The sequence below is a fragment of the Sphingomonas sp. AP4-R1 genome (assembly GCF_013113735.1).
Taxonomy (GTDB): domain Bacteria; phylum Pseudomonadota; class Alphaproteobacteria; order Sphingomonadales; family Sphingomonadaceae; genus Sphingomonas_I.
On the sequence record NZ_CP053346.1, the window covers coordinates 2,828,537 to 2,842,724 of the forward strand.

Genomic DNA, 14,188 nt, shown 5'->3' on the forward strand with positions numbered 1-14,188 from the left:
GGCCGGCGGGGCAACCCGTCGGCCTTTTTTTGTGCGCGAGGCACGCATTCGCCCGTCATCTCCGCGAAGGCGGGGATCGCTCCCGGTGTCGCGGCGCCGGTGCTGGCGATGTTCTCCGCCTTGGGAGATCCCCGCTTTCACTGGGATGACGAGAAGGATCGGCGCGGGCTTCGGGCATGCAGCCCATTGGTGGGGCCGCAACGGCCGGTTGCCACCGGACGCGCCGCCCGCTAGAGGCGCCGCCAAATCCCCCACCCTTATATGGAGACCGCTCGGCCATGACGACCGAACGCACCTTTTCGATCATCAAGCCCGACGCCACGCGTCGCAACCTGACCGGCGCCGTCACCAAGATGCTGGAGGAGGCCGGCCTGCGCGTCGTCGCGTCCAAGCGCATCCACATGACGAAGGAGCAGGCCGAGGGCTTCTACGGCGTCCACAAGGAGCGCCCCTTCTTCAACGATCTCGTCAGCTTCATGATCTCGGGCCCCGTGGTCGTGCAGGTGCTCGAGGGTGAGGACGCCGTCGCCGCCAACCGCAAGGTGATGGGCGCGACGAACCCGGCCAATGCCGACGCCGGCACGATCCGCAAGGAACTGGCCGAGTCGATCGAGGCGAACTCGGTCCACGGTTCGGACAGCGCCGAGAATGCGGCGATCGAGATCGCCTTCTTCTTCAAGCCGGAAGAAATCGTCGGCTGACGACATATCCTCCCCACGCACGCGTGGGGAGGGCATCCATGTATCGGATGGCGAAGGGCGGCGCGCGAGCGTCGCCTTTTTCATTGTCTGCGGCACGTCTCGATCGATTGCCGTGTCACGCAGCGCCATTCCTCCTTTTCTTCTCCGCGCCTCCGCGTCTCTGCGTGGAAAAGAGAATCACGCAGAGGCGCGGAGACGCGGAGAAGAAAAGAGAATGGGCCTTCGGCTTGAACAGTGCGGATATAGAGCGGCTGGGCTGATCAGATCGTCATTGCGAGCGCAGCGAAGCAATCCAGTGCCGCACTGTCGGAACTGGATTGCTTCGCTGCGCTCGCAATGACGGGTGTTTTTTAGCCCAGCACCTTCTTCGCGGCGGCCTCCAGCGCCGCATCGCCGGCCGAGCCGGGGGCCGCGACACCGACGCGCGAGATGCCACGCATCTTCACGGTCGTGCCCGCCAGGAAGCCGTGGCCGAGCGTGTAGGCGACCGAATAGATGGCGCTGTCCTCATGCTCGATCCCGCCGACGAGGAACCGGGTGGTGATCTGCACGGGCAGGCGCTGGTCGCCGGGGGCGCGCTTCGTCGCCTTGGCTTTCTCCAGCGCGTCGGTCAGGCCGCGTTCGAACCAGACGCGCTCGATCCGCGCATCGCCGCTCGTCTCGATCGGGGACAGGCCGAGGGCGGCGGGGAAGCGGATCGTCTGCGCCTGGATCGTCTGATCGGGATCGCGCGGCGCGAGGCTGAGCAGATTGCCGTCCTTCTCCACGGTCGCACGCAGCACGAGAGTTTCAGCCGCCTTGGTGGTGCGCGCCTCGGCATTGGCCTGCTCGGCCTCGGCATGGGTGCGTTCGCGATAGCTGTTCCAGAGCGCGGCGCCGGAGATGACCACACCCGCGATCGCGAGCAATTCGCCGAGGTTCAGCCAGCGGCGGCGGACGCGCGCGGCTTCCTTCTTCTCTTCGGACGCCTCGTTCATTCCGGCACCATCTCCCTGAGTTTCGCCGGTGCTGCCAGGCGCCAGCTCGCCACCACCTGCGCGGCGAGCTGGTCCCAGTCCGACCGCGAATGATCGGTGCGTATAGCGATCCAGCCTGAATGGCCGATGTAGGCGGGGCGATAGTGAAGGTCGGGATCGGCCTCGATCAGCAGCGCCTGCCATTCGGGGCCGCTGGTCTTCACCATCACCGCGCTGCGGCCATCGCCATGATGATCGTGCCAATATTGCGCGAAGAGCTTGCCGCCCTCGATCAGGAAGACGGGCATGCCGTGGCTGATCTTCTCGGCCGCGCGGGGCAGCGCCAGCGCGATGGCGCGCAATTTTTCCAGATCCCCGGTGGGATCCGGGCTCATCGCGCGGGCGGGCCCGATCGGATCAGGGCGGCGAGGGCGGCCGGATAGAGCTTATGCTCCTCCAGCAGGACGCGCGTGGCGAGCGCATCGGCATCGTCGCCATCGAGGATCGGCACCTCGGCCTGGGCGAGGATCGGGCCGTCGTCCAGTTCCTCGGTGACGAGGTGGACGCTGCAGCCGTGGCGCGCATCGCCCGCGTCCAGCGCGCGCTGGTGCGTGTCGAGCCCCTTGTAGAGCGGCAGCAGCGAGGGATGGATATTCACCATGCGACCGGCCCAGCCCGCGACGAACCCCGGCGAGAGCAGGCGCATATAGCCCGCCAGTGCGACATAATCGACGCCGGCATCGCGCAACGCGCCATCGACGAGCGCATCGAATTCGGCGCGCTTCATGCCCTTGTGGCTGACCGCGAAGGTGGGGATGCCATTGGCGGCGGCGAAGGCGAGGCCGGGCGCATCGGGCACGTTCGAGACGACCAATGCCACGTCATAGGGCGAATCGGGGAGGTGCGAGGCCTCGACCAGAGAGGCCATGTTCGAGCCGCGCCCGGAGATGAGGATGCCGACGCGGGCGCGGGTCATCGCTCCCCTCCCGCATGCGGGAGGGGTTGGGGGTGGGCAACCCAAGCCGGAAGCGTGCGCGATCGATCGAGGGCGCGGATGCCCACCCCCGGCCCCTCCCGCAGGCGGGAGGGGCGAGTCACGTCACGCCTCATGCGTGGCGCGCCAGGGGGCTTTCGCGCTCCACGTCTCGACCGAGCCGGAGACGGTGCAGCCGCGCGTGCCCTCCACGATACGGCCGACGGTGAAGACCGTTTCGCCCGCCGATTCGAGATTGTGGATCACGTCTGCCGCGACATCCGGGCGGACGGCGGCGATCATGCCGATGCCGCAGTTGAAGGTGCGCGCCATTTCCTCGGGCTCGATCGCGCCCTGCGCCTGCAGGAACGCCATCAGGCGCGGCTGGGGCCAGGCATCCGCGTCGATCTCGGCATGCAGGCCCTCGGGCAGCACGCGCGGGACATTTTCCAGCAGGCCGCCGCCCGTGATGTGCGCGAGCGCGCCGATCTGGCGTGCGCGCACCATCGGCAGCACGCTCTTCACGTAGATTCGGGTGGGCTCCATCAGCGCATCGATCAGCAGGCGATCCTGATCGAACAAAGCGGGGCGGTCGAGCTTCCAGCCCTTGTCGGCCGCGAGGCGGCGGACGAGCGAATAGCCGTTGGAATGCACGCCCGACGAGGCGAGGCCGAGCAGGATATCGCCCGACTGCACGCGATCGCCGACCAGCACGTTGGCCCGCTCGACCGCGCCGACCGCGAAGCCGGCCAGATCATAGTCGCCATCGACGTACATGCCCGGCATCTCGGCCGTCTCGCCGCCGATCAGAGCGGCGCCGGCGATGCGGCAGCCCTCGGCGATGCCCGCGATCACCTTTTCGGCGACGCCGTTGTCGAGCTTTCCGGTCGCGAAATAATCGAGGAAGAACAAGGGCTCGGCGCCCTGCACGATCAAATCGTTCACGCACATGGCGACCAGATCGATGCCGACCGTATCGTGGCGGCCGCTGTCGATCGCGAGCTTCAGCTTGGTGCCGACGCCGTCATTGGCGGCGACGAGGAGCGGATCGTCATAGCCCGCCGCCTTCAGATCGAAGAAACCGCCGAAGCCGCCCAGCTCCGCATCGGCGCCGGGGCGGCGCGTGGCGCGGGCGAGGGGGGCGATGGCTTTCACCAGCGCGTTGCCGCCGGCGATGGAAACGCCGGCCTTGGCGTAGGTGTAGCTGTCGTCGGCCATTCAAGCTCCGTGGGTGCGGAATGTCTCCCGTTCGCTTCGAGCGAAGATCGAGCTTGTCGAGATCGAAGTCGAGAAGTTCTCGACGGTCGCATCTCGGCAGGCTCGATGCTGCTCGAACCAAACGGATGGGTGGGGTCGCCCCTAGCGGGCGCAGTCAATTAACGCCATCGCCTCTTGGCAGGCGGCCGGCAACTCGCCAGAAGGCGAAACGTGACGATCGTCCGCCGAAATCCTTTGCTTGCGGGTCTGGTCGCGGCGCTGCTTGTCGTGATGCTGGGAATGGCCACGCTGTTGCGCGCCCAGATCGAGGGCGGCGATCGCGGCGTGCCGCCGATCGACAGCTCCGCCAATTACGAGGTGGGCGGCGTCCAGGTGGACGTGACCGCCAAGACCTCCGATCTCGCCCGCAGCTTTGGCTGGCGGCTGGCGCAGCGCAAGGCCTGGAAGCAATTGTGGGCGCGCGTGAACGGTCAACCGGCCGAGGCGGCGCCGGGCCTGCCCGACGGCACGCTCGATTCGATCACCGCCGGTATCGCGGTGGAGGACGAGGAGATCGGCGCGCACCGCTATATCGCGCGGCTGGGCGTGCTGTTCGATCGCAATCGCACGGGCGAGTTGCTGGGCGCGCGCGCCGGCGGCCCGCGCTCGGCGCCGATGCTGGTGATCCCGGTGATGTGGTCCGGCGGCGTCGCGCAGAGTTTCGAGAAACGCACCGAATGGCAGCGGGCTTGGGCGCGCTTCCGCTCGGGCGGGAGCCCGATCGATTATGTGCGGCCGGTGGGTTCGGGCGTCGATCCGCTGGTGCTGAACGTCGCGCAGGCCGGGCGGCCGGGGCGTGGCCAGTGGCGCGCCGTGCTGGAGCAATATGGCGCGGCCGACGTGGTGGTGCCCGTCGTGCAGATCGTGCGGCGCTGGCCGGGCGGGCCGGTACTGGCCCACTTCAGGGCGATCCACGGGCCGGACGGGACGGTGATCGCGCGCTTCGATCTCGCCGCCGCCGACAGTCGCGGCGTGCCAGTGATGCTGGACGAGGGCGTGCGCCGGATCGACGAGGCCTTGTCCGCAGCCCTGCGCGCGGGCGGCCTGATCAGCGATCCTTCGCTGGTGGCGGAGCCGGCGGCGGTGGAGGAACTGCCCGAGGATCAGGCGGTGATGGAGGGCGACGTGGCGCCCGCCGCCACCGGGCCGACATCGCTGGCGCCGGTGCAGGCGCTCTCGCTGCAGGTGGACACGCCCGATGATGGCGCGCGTGCCGCGATCGAGGCGCAGCTTCGTGGCGTGCTGGGGGTGCGATCGGTGACGACCACCAGCCTCGCTTTGGGGGGCGTATCGGTGATGCGCGTGGACTATGAAGGGGATGCGGCGGCGCTGAGGGCGGCGCTGTCTCCCCGGGGCCTGACGCTGGACGAGGGCCTCAGACTGCGACGGGCCGTCCCGTGAGCCAGATCGCGCTCCCGCTCGACTGGCCCGAGGGCAGCGAGGAGCGTGATTTCATCGTTACTCCCGCGAACGAAGCCGTCGTCCGTCACTTCCGCCACTGGTCGCTCTGGCCGGTGATGGCGACGATCCTGACGGGGCCGCGCAAATCGGGCCGCTCGCTGCTCGGCCGGATCGTGGCCCTGCGGACGGGAGGCGAATTGATCGATCCGGGCGAGGATGCGGACGAGGAGGCGGTGTTCCACGCCTGGAACCGGGCGCAGGGCATCAGGCGGCCGCTGATCATCGTGGTGGATGCGCCGCCGCCCGCATGGGATATCGCATTGCCCGATCTCAAGTCGCGGATGCTGGCGACGCCGGTGATCGCGATGCCGGAGCCGGACGAGGAACTGACGGGCGCGCTGATCGAGAAGCTGTGTCATGTGCGCGGCCTGCCCGCCTCACCCGAACTGATCCGCTATCTGGTGCCGCGTATCGAGCGCAGTTTCATGGGCATTCACCGGACGGTCGATGCGCTGGACGAACTGGCGCTGCAAAGACGGCAGGCGCTGACCGTGCCGCTCGCCCGGCGGGCGCTGATGACGATGGGCGTCATCGACGAGTCGCACGACGCTGGTTAAGAAGAGGGCATGGATCAGCCCGGAAGCCTCGTCAGTGTCAGCGCCAGCGAAGATCGCGGCGAAATGCCCCACGCGCCGATCGGCCTGAGGGATCGCTATTTCAACCGCGAGCTTTCGTGGATCGCCTTCAACGAGCGCGTGCTGGAGGAAAGCTGCAACCCGGCCCATCCGCTGCTGGAGCGGCTGCGTTTCCTCTCCATCTCGGGCAACAATCTGGATGAGTTCTTCATGGTCCGCGTGGCGGGCCTGAAGGGCCAGCAATTGCAGGCGATCGAGGATCGCTCGCCGGATGGCCTCACCCCCGGTCAGCAACTCGCCGCCGCGGCCGAGGCGGCCGACAAGCTGACCGACGTGCAGCAGACGGTGTGGATCGCGCTGCGCGAGCAACTGAGCAACGCCGGCATCAGCCTGCTGAACGTCGAGGATATCGAGGGCGACGTGGCGGAGGTGTGCGAGGCGCATTTCCGCGAGCAGATCTTCCCGATCCTGACGCCGCAGGCGCTGGACCCGTCGCATCCCTTTCCGTTCGTGCCGAACAAGGGCTTCGTGCTGCTGTTCGATTTGAAGCGGCTGTCGGACGGGGAGCCGACGCGCGAACTGCTGATGCTGCCGACCACGGCCAGGCGCTTCTTCCGCGTGCCGGGCGAGGGCGCGCGCTACGTGGCGATCGAGACGTTGATCCGCCGCTTCACGGGAATCATCTTTCCGGGCTTCGAACTGCTGGGCGAAACCTCGTTCCGCGTGATCCGCGACAGCGACATCGAGGTGGAGGAAGAGGCCGAGGATCTCGTGCTGTTCTTCAAGACCGCGATCAAGCGCCGTCGCCGTGGCCGCGTGATCCGGCTGGAGCCGAACCCGAACATGCCCGAGGCGCTGGCCGAACTGGTGCGCGAGGAATTTGGCGAGATCGATCAGGTGATCGTCGACACGCAGGAATTTCTGGGCGTCGCGGACCTGGCCGAATTGTGCGACGAGGATCGGCCCGATCTGAAATGGCCGCCCTTCACGCCGCGCTTTCCCGAGCGGATCCGCGAGCAGGGCGGAGATTGCTTCGCCGCGATCCGGTCCAAGGATCTGATCGTCCACCACCCCTATGAGACGTTCGACGTCGTCCTCGCCTTCCTGAAGCAGGCGGCGGCCGATCCGGACGTGGTGGCGATCAAGCAGACGCTGTATCGCGCGGGCAAGCAGTCCGCGGTGATCCGCGCGCTGATCGATGCGGCCGAGGCGGGCAAGTCCGTCACCGCCGTGGTCGAGCTGAAGGCGCGCTTCGACGAGGAGCAGAATCTCGCCTGGGCCGACCAGCTGGAGCGCGCGGGCGTGCAGGTGGTCTACGGCTTCATCGACTGGAAGACGCACGCCAAGGTTTCGATGGTCGTGCGGCGCGAGGGCGACAGCTTCCGCACTTACTGCCATTTCGGCACGGGCAATTATCACCCGATCACGGCGCGCATCTACACCGACCTGAGCTTCTTCACCGCCGACCCCCGCACGGGCAAGGATGCGGCGCAGCTGTTCAATTACGTGACCGGCTATGTCGAGCCGACCGATCTGCAGATGCTGACGCTCTCGCCCCACGGGCTGCGCGACCGGCTTTCGGACTGTATCGACGAGGAGATCGATCATGCCCGCGAGGGGCGTGAGGCCGCGATCTGGGCGAAGCTGAACAGCCTCGTCGATCCGGCGATCATCGAGAAGCTCTACCGCGCCAGTGCGGCGGGCGTGCAGGTGGATCTGGTCGTGCGCGGCATCTGCTGCCTGCGGCCGGGCGTGCCGGGGCTCTCCGAGAATATCCGCGTGAAATCGGTGGTGGGCCGCTTCCTGGAGCATAGCCGCATCATCTGCTTCGGCAACGGCGCAGACCTGCCCAATCCGAACGCGAAGGTGTTCATCTCCTCGGCCGACTGGATGCCGCGCAACTTCGACCGGCGCGTGGAATATCTGATGCCGATCGTGAACGACACGGTGCACGCCCAGATCCTGGACCAAGTGATGGTCGCCAACCTGATCGACGACGAGCAGAGCTGGCACCTGCTTCCCGACGGCCGCTACGAGCGCGTGCTGCCGGGCGATCGGCCGTTCAACCTGCACCGCTATTTCATGACCAATCCGTCGCTCTCCGGGCGGGGCGCGTCGCTCAAACGATCGGGCAAGGTGCCCAAGCTCACCCTCCGTCGCCAGTGATCCCCGCGATGTTCCGGCTTGCCGGGGCCGCGCGAGCCGCTAATCCTGCCCTCGCATGACGTCGATTCCCTTCTTCCGGGCCGCGGCGTCGCGGACGCAGGGGCCTGTCGGTATTATCGACATCGGCTCGAACAGCGTTCGTCTCGTCATTTATGAGGGGGCAAACCGGATCCCCTCGATCCTGTTCAACGAGAAGATCATGGCCGGGCTCGGCCGTGGCCTCGGCAAGTCGGGCGCGCTCGACGCGCAGGCGGTGGAGCGCACGTTGGTGGCGCTCGCCCGCTTCAAGCGGCTGGCCGAGGATATGGGCGCGGCTTCGTTGCGCACCGTCGCCACCGCCGCCGTGCGCGATGCGAGCAACGGCGCCGATTTCATGGCGCGGCTGGCGGCGATCGGCCTGCCGGTGGATCTGCTGCCGGGGCGCGAGGAAGCGTCGCTCGCGGGGCATGGCGTGCTGGCGGCCATTCCCGAGGCGGACGGTATCGTCGGCGATCTGGGTGGCGGCAGTCTCGAACTGGCGCCGGTCGCGCAGGGCGAGGTGGGCGAGGGCGTCTCGATCCCGTTCGGCGTGCTGCGCATCGCGGCGATGAAGGCGCGCACGGCGCGCGATCTGGAGCGGGCCACCGCGAGCGCGCTCAAGAAAGCGGGCTGGACGGGCACGACGGCGGGCAAGCCTTTCTACATGGTCGGCGGATCGTGGCGGGCGCTCGCCCGGTTGCACATGACGCTCTCGGCCTTTCCGCTGCCGATCATCCACCAATATGGGCTGGAGCCGGCCGAGGCGGCGCGCCTCGTCCGCGCGCTGGGCCAACTCGATCCGAAGCGGGTGAAGGCGGTGGCGGGCATCTCCTCCTCACGCGTGCCGGCGCTGCCCCATGCGGCGCAATTGCTGGCGGTGCTGGTGCGGATGCTGAAGCCCTCGCGGCTGATCGTCTCGGCATATGGCCTGCGCGAGGGGCTGCTGCACCGCAGTCTGCCGAAGGACGTGCGCGCGCTGGACCCCCTGATCTGCGCCGCGCGCGAGGAAGGCGTGCGGCAGGGCCGCTTTCCCGAGCATGGCGACGTGCTGGACCGCTGGATCGCGCCCTTGTTCGTGGGGGAGACGGCGGGCGCCGCGCGGCTGCGTCACGCGGCCTGCCTGCTCGCGGACGTGGGCTGGCGCGCGCATCCCGAGTTTCGCGCCGAGCGCGGGCTGGAGACAGCCCTGCACGGCCATTGGGTCGCGATCGACGCGACCGAGCGCGCCATGCTGGGGCAGGCTTTGTTCACCCATTTCGGTGGCGAGGGCGTGCCCGAACTGGTCGGCCGCCTGATCGACGCGGACGCGGTGGAGACGGCGCGACGCTGGGGCCTTGCGATGCGGCTGGGGCAGCGGCTTTCGGGCGGCGTGGCCGGGCCGCTGGAGACGAGCCGCCTGCTGACCGATGGCCCCGCGCTCCGACTGGAACTGGCGGGCGGCGATACGGCGCTTTATGGCGAGGCGGTCGAGCGGCGGCATCGCCTTCTGGCCGAGGCGCTGGGACGCAAGGCGACGCTGACGACCAACTGAGGCTAGAAGTGGGGCGAGACCACGCTCCACGTTTCCGTTCGTCCCGAGCGACGTCGAAGGACGGGCCGCAAGCGACATATCCGACGCACGTCCTTCGACGTCGCCCAGGACGAACGGTTTTTGGTAAGGAACGGTTTTGGTGGGGAATGTGGAGGCTGAGCCACGGCCGTCTCCCCACATAAATTGACAATATATCATCGCAATGAGAGCCTTCCTCCCAGAGGCGCTCGTATCGGGGTCGTACTCGATATCCGAACGGTGCCCGGGAGAGAGGTGCCATGTCGTATTCGGATGAACGGAAAGGCTTCAGTCCCGCGTCCATCGGCACGGTCGTCGCGGTGCATGTCGCGATCGGCTATGCCTTCATCAGCGGCCTTGCGTATCAAGTGATCCACAGCGGTCCTGTCGTGACGACGGCGCAATTGCTCCCGGCCGATCCCGTGCCGCCGGAACATATGCCGCCACCTCCGCCACAGGCGCATCGCTCCAGCACGCCCCCCGTCGCCGTCGAGCGGATCGTGCAGGTGCCGCTGACCCAGATCGATCCGGTGAAGATCGACAATGCCCCGCTTGTCCGCCCCGTGTTCGAGGATACGCCGCCCGCGCCGTCACAGATCCAGCCCACGCCGCCTTCCGCGCTTGCGCGGGGCGCGGTGCCGGCGGGCAATCGCGCGGAATGGGTGACGAACGACGATTATCCGACCGCCGCGCTGCGTGCCGAAGTGGAGGGATCGGTCGGCATCGACGTGACGATCGATGCGCGCGGCCGGGTGAGCGACTGCATAGTCACCGCCAGCAGCGGAAGCGACCTGCTCGATCAGGCGACGTGCCGGATCTACGCCCGTCGCGCGCGCTTCACGCCCGCGCTGAATGAGGCTGGGCAGCCGGTGGCGGCGCATCGCGCGGATCGGGTCCGCTGGCAGATACCGCGCTGACTCGAGGAAAATCCGTTTGTCCCGAGTGTGTCGAAGGACCGTCCTTCACTGTTCCCTTCCCAAGGAAGGAGGACGGGGCTTCGACAGGCTCAGCCCGAACGGGAGAGACGGACGAGCGAGCCTAGCGCGGGCAGGGGGTGAAGAGGCCCTTGTTGTCCGTGCAGAGGTGGGCCTTGCGCGTGCCCGCCATCAGCATCTGGCGCTGGGCGATGGCCGTGGCGGCCGAAGAGCTGCGTGCGGGCGAACTGTCGGGCTCGCGCGTCGCCACCGATTCGCGGGCCGGTGAAGGGTCGCGGGGCGATGTCGGTGCCGTCTCCTTCGGGGCCGACATGGTGGTCGTCCGCGCGGGTGCCTTGCTGAGGATCGCGCGCGCGGTGCTGTTGGCGGCGCGGGGACAGGGCGTGAAGAGGCCCTTGCTATCGCGGCAGAGCGATGCGGCCAGCGACGGCTGCACGAGCAGCAGGGCGGCGATCAGGCCGGCCATGCCGCGCACGCGCATCAGCTGCCGACCTCGCTCATCACCATCTTGCCTGCCTTCACGCTGAAGCCCAGCCGGCCTTCGACCAGCGCCAGGGCGTCCTTGCCGAACACATCGTTGCGCCAGCCCTCGAGAATCGCAAGGCCGTTTCGCTGTCCTGCGGCGAGCGCATCTATTTCGTCGGTGCGTGCAATGAGACGGGGGGCGACATCGGCGTCACGCGCGCGCACCTTGAGCAAAAGCTTCAGCAGATCGGCGACGAGCGCACCGTCCTTGCTGAGCCCCGGACGGCGATCCTCGCGCGCGGGCATCTCCTCATCGGGCATCACGGTGGCGCCCTCGATCGCGCCCATCAGGCGCGCGCCGATATCGTTGCCGGCCCAGCTGGCCGCAAGCCCGCGGACCTTGGCGAGATCGCCCTGCGTGCGCGGCGGATGCACCGCCAGATCAGCGATGGTCTCGTCCTTCACCAGACGGCCGCGCGGCAGATTCTTCTTGCGCGCCTCGCGCTCACGGAAGGCCGCGATCGCCTTGAGGCGGCCCAGCACCTCGGCCTTGCGGCTGGGCACCTTGATCCGCTGCCACGCCAGATCGGGATCGTTCACGTAATTGGCGGGATCGGCGATGCGCTCCATCTCCTGATCCAGCCACGCGCCACGACCCGTCTTGCGGAGCTTGTCCAGCATGCGCGGGAAGATTTCGGAGAGATAGGTGACGTCGCCGATCGCATAATCGATCTGGCGCTTGTCGAGCGGGCGGCGGCTCCAGTCGGTGAAGCGCGCGCCCTTGTCGAGCTTCACGCCCGTCATGCTCTCGACGAGGTTCGAATAGCCGACCTGCTCGCCCATCCCCATCGCCATCGCCGCGATCTGCGTGTCGAACAGGGGGTGCGGGCACTTGCCGGTGAGGTTGTAGACGATCTCGATATCCTGCCCGCCCGCATGGACGACCTTCAGCACATCCTCATTGTCCACCAGCAGATCAAGCAGGGGCTTCAGATCGATCCCCGGCGCCAGCGGATCGATCGCGGCGGCTTCCTTCTGGTCGGCGATCTGCACGAGGCAGAGCTCCGGCCAATAGGTGTTTTCGCGCATGAACTCCGTATCGACCGCGACGAAATCGCTTTGGGCGAGGCGCTCGCAAAGAGCAGCAAGAGTGGCCGTGTCGGTAATCAGCGGAAGAATCTTCATCGGCAGGCCTTATCGCAACCTTCTCGCAACACAAAGCGTCCGCGCGTTTCCCTAAGGTGCAGCGGCTTGACAATATGGGGGTCGCCCGCGAAGCGCACGCCATCAGCCCCATCGCCAGTCCAAAGGCCCGAACCATGCACGCCTACCGTACCCATAGCTGCGCCGAGCTGTTTGCCGAGCATGTCGGCGAGAGCGTCCGCCTCTCCGGCTGGGTTCATCGCAAGCGGGATCATGGCGGCGTGCTGTTCGTCGATCTGCGCGATCATTACGGTATCACGCAGGTGGTGGCCGATGCGGACAGCCCCGCGCTGCCGATTCTGGAAAGCCTGCGTGTGGAGTCGGTCGTCACGATCGACGGCGTTGTGAAGGCGCGCGCCGAGGGCACGGCCAACACCAATCTCGCGACGGGCGAGATCGAGGTGTTCGCCAAGAGCGTGACCGTGCAGTCGGCCGCGCAGGAACTGCCGCTGCCGGTGGCGGGCGAGGCCGACTATCCGGAGGAGATTCGCCTCCGCAACCGCTTCCTCGATCTCCGCCGCGAGACGCTGCATGCGAACATCGTGCTGCGCTCGGGCGTGATCGCCAGCCTGCGCCGCCGGATGATCGACCAGGGCTTCACCGAATTCCAGACGCCGATCCTGACCGCCTCCAGCCCCGAGGGCGCGCGCGACTATCTTGTCCCGTCGCGTGTCCACCCCGGCAAGTTCTACGCGCTTCCGCAGGCGCCGCAGATGTTCAAGCAGCTGCTGATGGTGGCGGGCTTCGATCGCTATTTCCAGATCGCGCCCTGTTTCCGCGACGAGGATGCGCGCGCGGATCGCAGCCCGGGCGAATTCTACCAGCTCGATTTCGAGATGAGCTTCGTCACGCAGGAAGACGTGTTCCACGCGATCGAGCCCGTGCTGCACGGCGTGTTCGAGGAATATGCGAACTGGCAGGGCAAGGGCCGCACCGTCAGCCCGCTGCCGTTCCAGCGCATCCCCTATCGCGAATCGATGCTGAAGTATGGCAACGACAAGCCGGACCTGCGCAACCCGATCCTGATCTCGGACGTGTCCGAGGCGTTCAAGGGTTCGGGCTTCGGCCGCTTCGCCTCGATCGTGGAGACGGGTGACGTCGTGCGCGCGATCCCGGCGCCGAACACCGCTGACAAGAGCCGCAAATTCTTCGACGACATGAACAGCTGGGCGCAGAGCGAAGGCTTTGCCGGCCTCGGCTACGCCACGCGCAAGGGCGGCGAATGGGGCGGCCCGATCGCCAAGAATCATGGCGAGGACAAGATGACGGCGCTGGCCGACAGCCTCGGCCTCGGGCCCGACGACGGCCTGTTCTTCGCGGCGGGCAAGGAGGCGCAGGCCGCCAAGCTCGCCGGCCTCGCGCGTACCCGCGTGGGCGAGCAGCTGGGCCTGATCGACGAAAAGCGCTTCGAATTCTGCTGGATCGTCGACTTTCCGATGTTCGAATATGACGAGGACAACAAGAAGGTCGATTTCAGCCACAACCCCTTCTCGATGCCGCAGGGCGAGCTGGAGGCGCTGGAGACCAAGGATCCGCTGGATATCCTCGCTTATCAGTATGACATCGTCTGCAACGGCGTGGAGCTGTCGTCGGGCGCGATCCGGAACCACAAGCCCGAGATCATGTACAAGGCGTTCGAGATCGCGGGCTACAGCCAGCAGGACGTGGACACCAATTTCGCGGGCATGATCAATGCGTTCAAATATGGCGCGCCGCCGCATGGCGGCTCGGCGCCGGGCGTGGACCGCATCGTGATGCTGCTGGCCGACCAGCCGAACATCCGCGAAGTGATCGTCTTCCCGATGACGCAGAAGGCGGAAGACCTGATGATGGGCGCGCCGGCCCCGGCCACGCCCAAGCAACTGCGCGAGCTGCACATCCGCACGATCGATACGGGCGGCACCAAGCCGGCGGCGTGAGGCTGCATTC

Annotated in this window: 13 protein-coding genes; 7 read left to right on the plus strand and 6 right to left on the minus strand. The window is 67.4% G+C overall.

Translation table 11 applies throughout. The features are described from left to right. Positions 1–278: 278 nt before the first annotated feature. A complete protein-coding gene (gene ndk / locus HL653_RS13150) occupies positions 279–701 on the plus strand; it encodes a nucleoside-diphosphate kinase (RefSeq protein ID WP_171744909.1) in 423 nt (140 codons plus the stop codon). A gap of 350 nt (positions 702–1,051) precedes the next feature. On the opposite strand, the gene HL653_RS13155 is transcribed toward ndk, so the two are convergent. The 4 genes from HL653_RS13155 to purM form a co-directional block, all read right to left on the minus strand. Next, entirely contained in the window at positions 1,052–1,678 is a 627-nt protein-coding gene (locus tag HL653_RS13155; protein WP_171744910.1) for a hypothetical protein, read from the minus strand. Next, positions 1,675–2,052: an MmcQ/YjbR family DNA-binding protein gene (locus HL653_RS13160; RefSeq protein WP_171744911.1), complete on the minus strand. Its 378-nt coding sequence runs from the start codon at positions 2,050–2,052 to the stop codon at positions 1,675–1,677. The genes HL653_RS13155 and HL653_RS13160 overlap by 4 nt, the downstream gene beginning before the upstream one ends. Continuing rightward, on the minus strand, positions 2,049–2,633 hold the full coding sequence (purN, locus tag HL653_RS13165) for a phosphoribosylglycinamide formyltransferase (RefSeq protein ID WP_171744912.1): 585 nt from the start codon (positions 2,631–2,633) through the stop codon (positions 2,049–2,051). Before purN ends, HL653_RS13160 begins: the two co-directional genes overlap by 4 nt. Before the next feature lie 123 nt (positions 2,634–2,756). Then, complete coding sequence (purM, locus tag HL653_RS13170; RefSeq protein ID WP_171744913.1) at positions 2,757–3,848, minus strand: phosphoribosylformylglycinamidine cyclo-ligase; 1,092 nt, start codon at positions 3,846–3,848, stop codon at positions 2,757–2,759. Between the two features lie 210 nt (positions 3,849–4,058). Here purM and HL653_RS13175 point away from each other — a divergent pair, with 210 nt between their 5' ends. The 5 genes from HL653_RS13175 (at position 4,059) to HL653_RS13195 (ending at position 10,573) form a co-directional block, all read left to right on the plus strand. Continuing rightward, complete coding sequence (locus HL653_RS13175; RefSeq protein ID WP_171744914.1) at positions 4,059–5,288, plus strand: heavy-metal-associated domain-containing protein; 1,230 nt, start codon at positions 4,059–4,061, stop codon at positions 5,286–5,288. Then, complete coding sequence (locus HL653_RS13180) at positions 5,285–5,905, plus strand: chromosomal replication initiator DnaA (RefSeq protein WP_171744915.1); 621 nt, start codon at positions 5,285–5,287, stop codon at positions 5,903–5,905. The genes HL653_RS13175 and HL653_RS13180 overlap by 4 nt, the downstream gene beginning before the upstream one ends. A gap of 63 nt (positions 5,906–5,968) precedes the next feature. Beyond that, a complete protein-coding gene (locus tag HL653_RS13185; protein ID WP_253718066.1) occupies positions 5,969–8,089 on the plus strand; it encodes an RNA degradosome polyphosphate kinase in 2,121 nt (706 codons plus the stop codon). 55 nt (positions 8,090–8,144) lie between these two features. Next, positions 8,145–9,638 carry a Ppx/GppA family phosphatase gene (locus HL653_RS13190; RefSeq protein WP_171744917.1) on the plus strand — a complete coding sequence of 498 codons (1,494 nt, stop codon included), beginning with the start codon at positions 8,145–8,147 and terminating at the stop codon, positions 9,636–9,638. A gap of 278 nt (positions 9,639–9,916) precedes the next feature. Then, on the plus strand, positions 9,917–10,573 hold the full coding sequence (locus HL653_RS13195) for an energy transducer TonB (protein ID WP_171744918.1): 657 nt from the start codon (positions 9,917–9,919) through the stop codon (positions 10,571–10,573). Positions 10,574–10,694: 121 nt separating this feature from the next. Here HL653_RS13195 and HL653_RS13200 read toward each other — a convergent pair whose 3' ends face one another. After that, on the minus strand, positions 10,695–11,072 hold the full coding sequence (locus tag HL653_RS13200; RefSeq protein WP_171744919.1) for a hypothetical protein: 378 nt from the start codon (positions 11,070–11,072) through the stop codon (positions 10,695–10,697). After that, complete coding sequence (gene rnd, locus HL653_RS13205; RefSeq protein ID WP_171744920.1) at positions 11,072–12,241, minus strand: ribonuclease D; 1,170 nt, start codon at positions 12,239–12,241, stop codon at positions 11,072–11,074. Before rnd ends, HL653_RS13200 begins: the two co-directional genes overlap by 1 nt. 134 nt (positions 12,242–12,375) lie before the next feature. Here rnd and aspS point away from each other — a divergent pair, with 134 nt between their 5' ends. Next, entirely contained in the window at positions 12,376–14,178 is a 1,803-nt protein-coding gene (gene aspS / locus HL653_RS13210; RefSeq protein WP_171744921.1) for an aspartate--tRNA ligase, read from the plus strand. Positions 14,179–14,188 lie beyond the last annotated feature (10 nt).

Excerpts from the sequence above, each read along its gene's own strand:
- ndk (WP_171744909.1), top strand. The coding sequence starts at position 279 with ATGACGACCGAACGCACCTTTTCGATCATCAAGCCCGACGCCACGCGT.
- HL653_RS13155 (WP_171744910.1), bottom strand. The coding sequence starts at position 1,678 with ATGAACGAGGCGTCCGAAGAGAAGAAGGAAGCCGCGCGCGTCCGCCGC.
- HL653_RS13160 (WP_171744911.1), bottom strand. The coding sequence starts at position 2,052 with ATGAGCCCGGATCCCACCGGGGATCTGGAAAAATTGCGCGCCATCGCG.
- purN (WP_171744912.1), bottom strand. The coding sequence starts at position 2,633 with ATGACCCGCGCCCGCGTCGGCATCCTCATCTCCGGGCGCGGCTCGAAC.
- purM (WP_171744913.1), bottom strand. The coding sequence starts at position 3,848 with ATGGCCGACGACAGCTACACCTACGCCAAGGCCGGCGTTTCCATCGCC.
- HL653_RS13185 (WP_253718066.1), top strand. The coding sequence starts at position 5,969 with ATGCCCCACGCGCCGATCGGCCTGAGGGATCGCTATTTCAACCGCGAG.
- HL653_RS13190 (WP_171744917.1), top strand. The coding sequence starts at position 8,145 with ATGACGTCGATTCCCTTCTTCCGGGCCGCGGCGTCGCGGACGCAGGGG.
- HL653_RS13195 (WP_171744918.1), top strand. The coding sequence starts at position 9,917 with ATGTCGTATTCGGATGAACGGAAAGGCTTCAGTCCCGCGTCCATCGGC.
- HL653_RS13200 (WP_171744919.1), bottom strand. The coding sequence starts at position 11,072 with ATGCGCGTGCGCGGCATGGCCGGCCTGATCGCCGCCCTGCTGCTCGTG.
- rnd (WP_171744920.1), bottom strand. The coding sequence starts at position 12,241 with ATGAAGATTCTTCCGCTGATTACCGACACGGCCACTCTTGCTGCTCTT.
- aspS (WP_171744921.1), top strand. The coding sequence starts at position 12,376 with ATGCACGCCTACCGTACCCATAGCTGCGCCGAGCTGTTTGCCGAGCAT.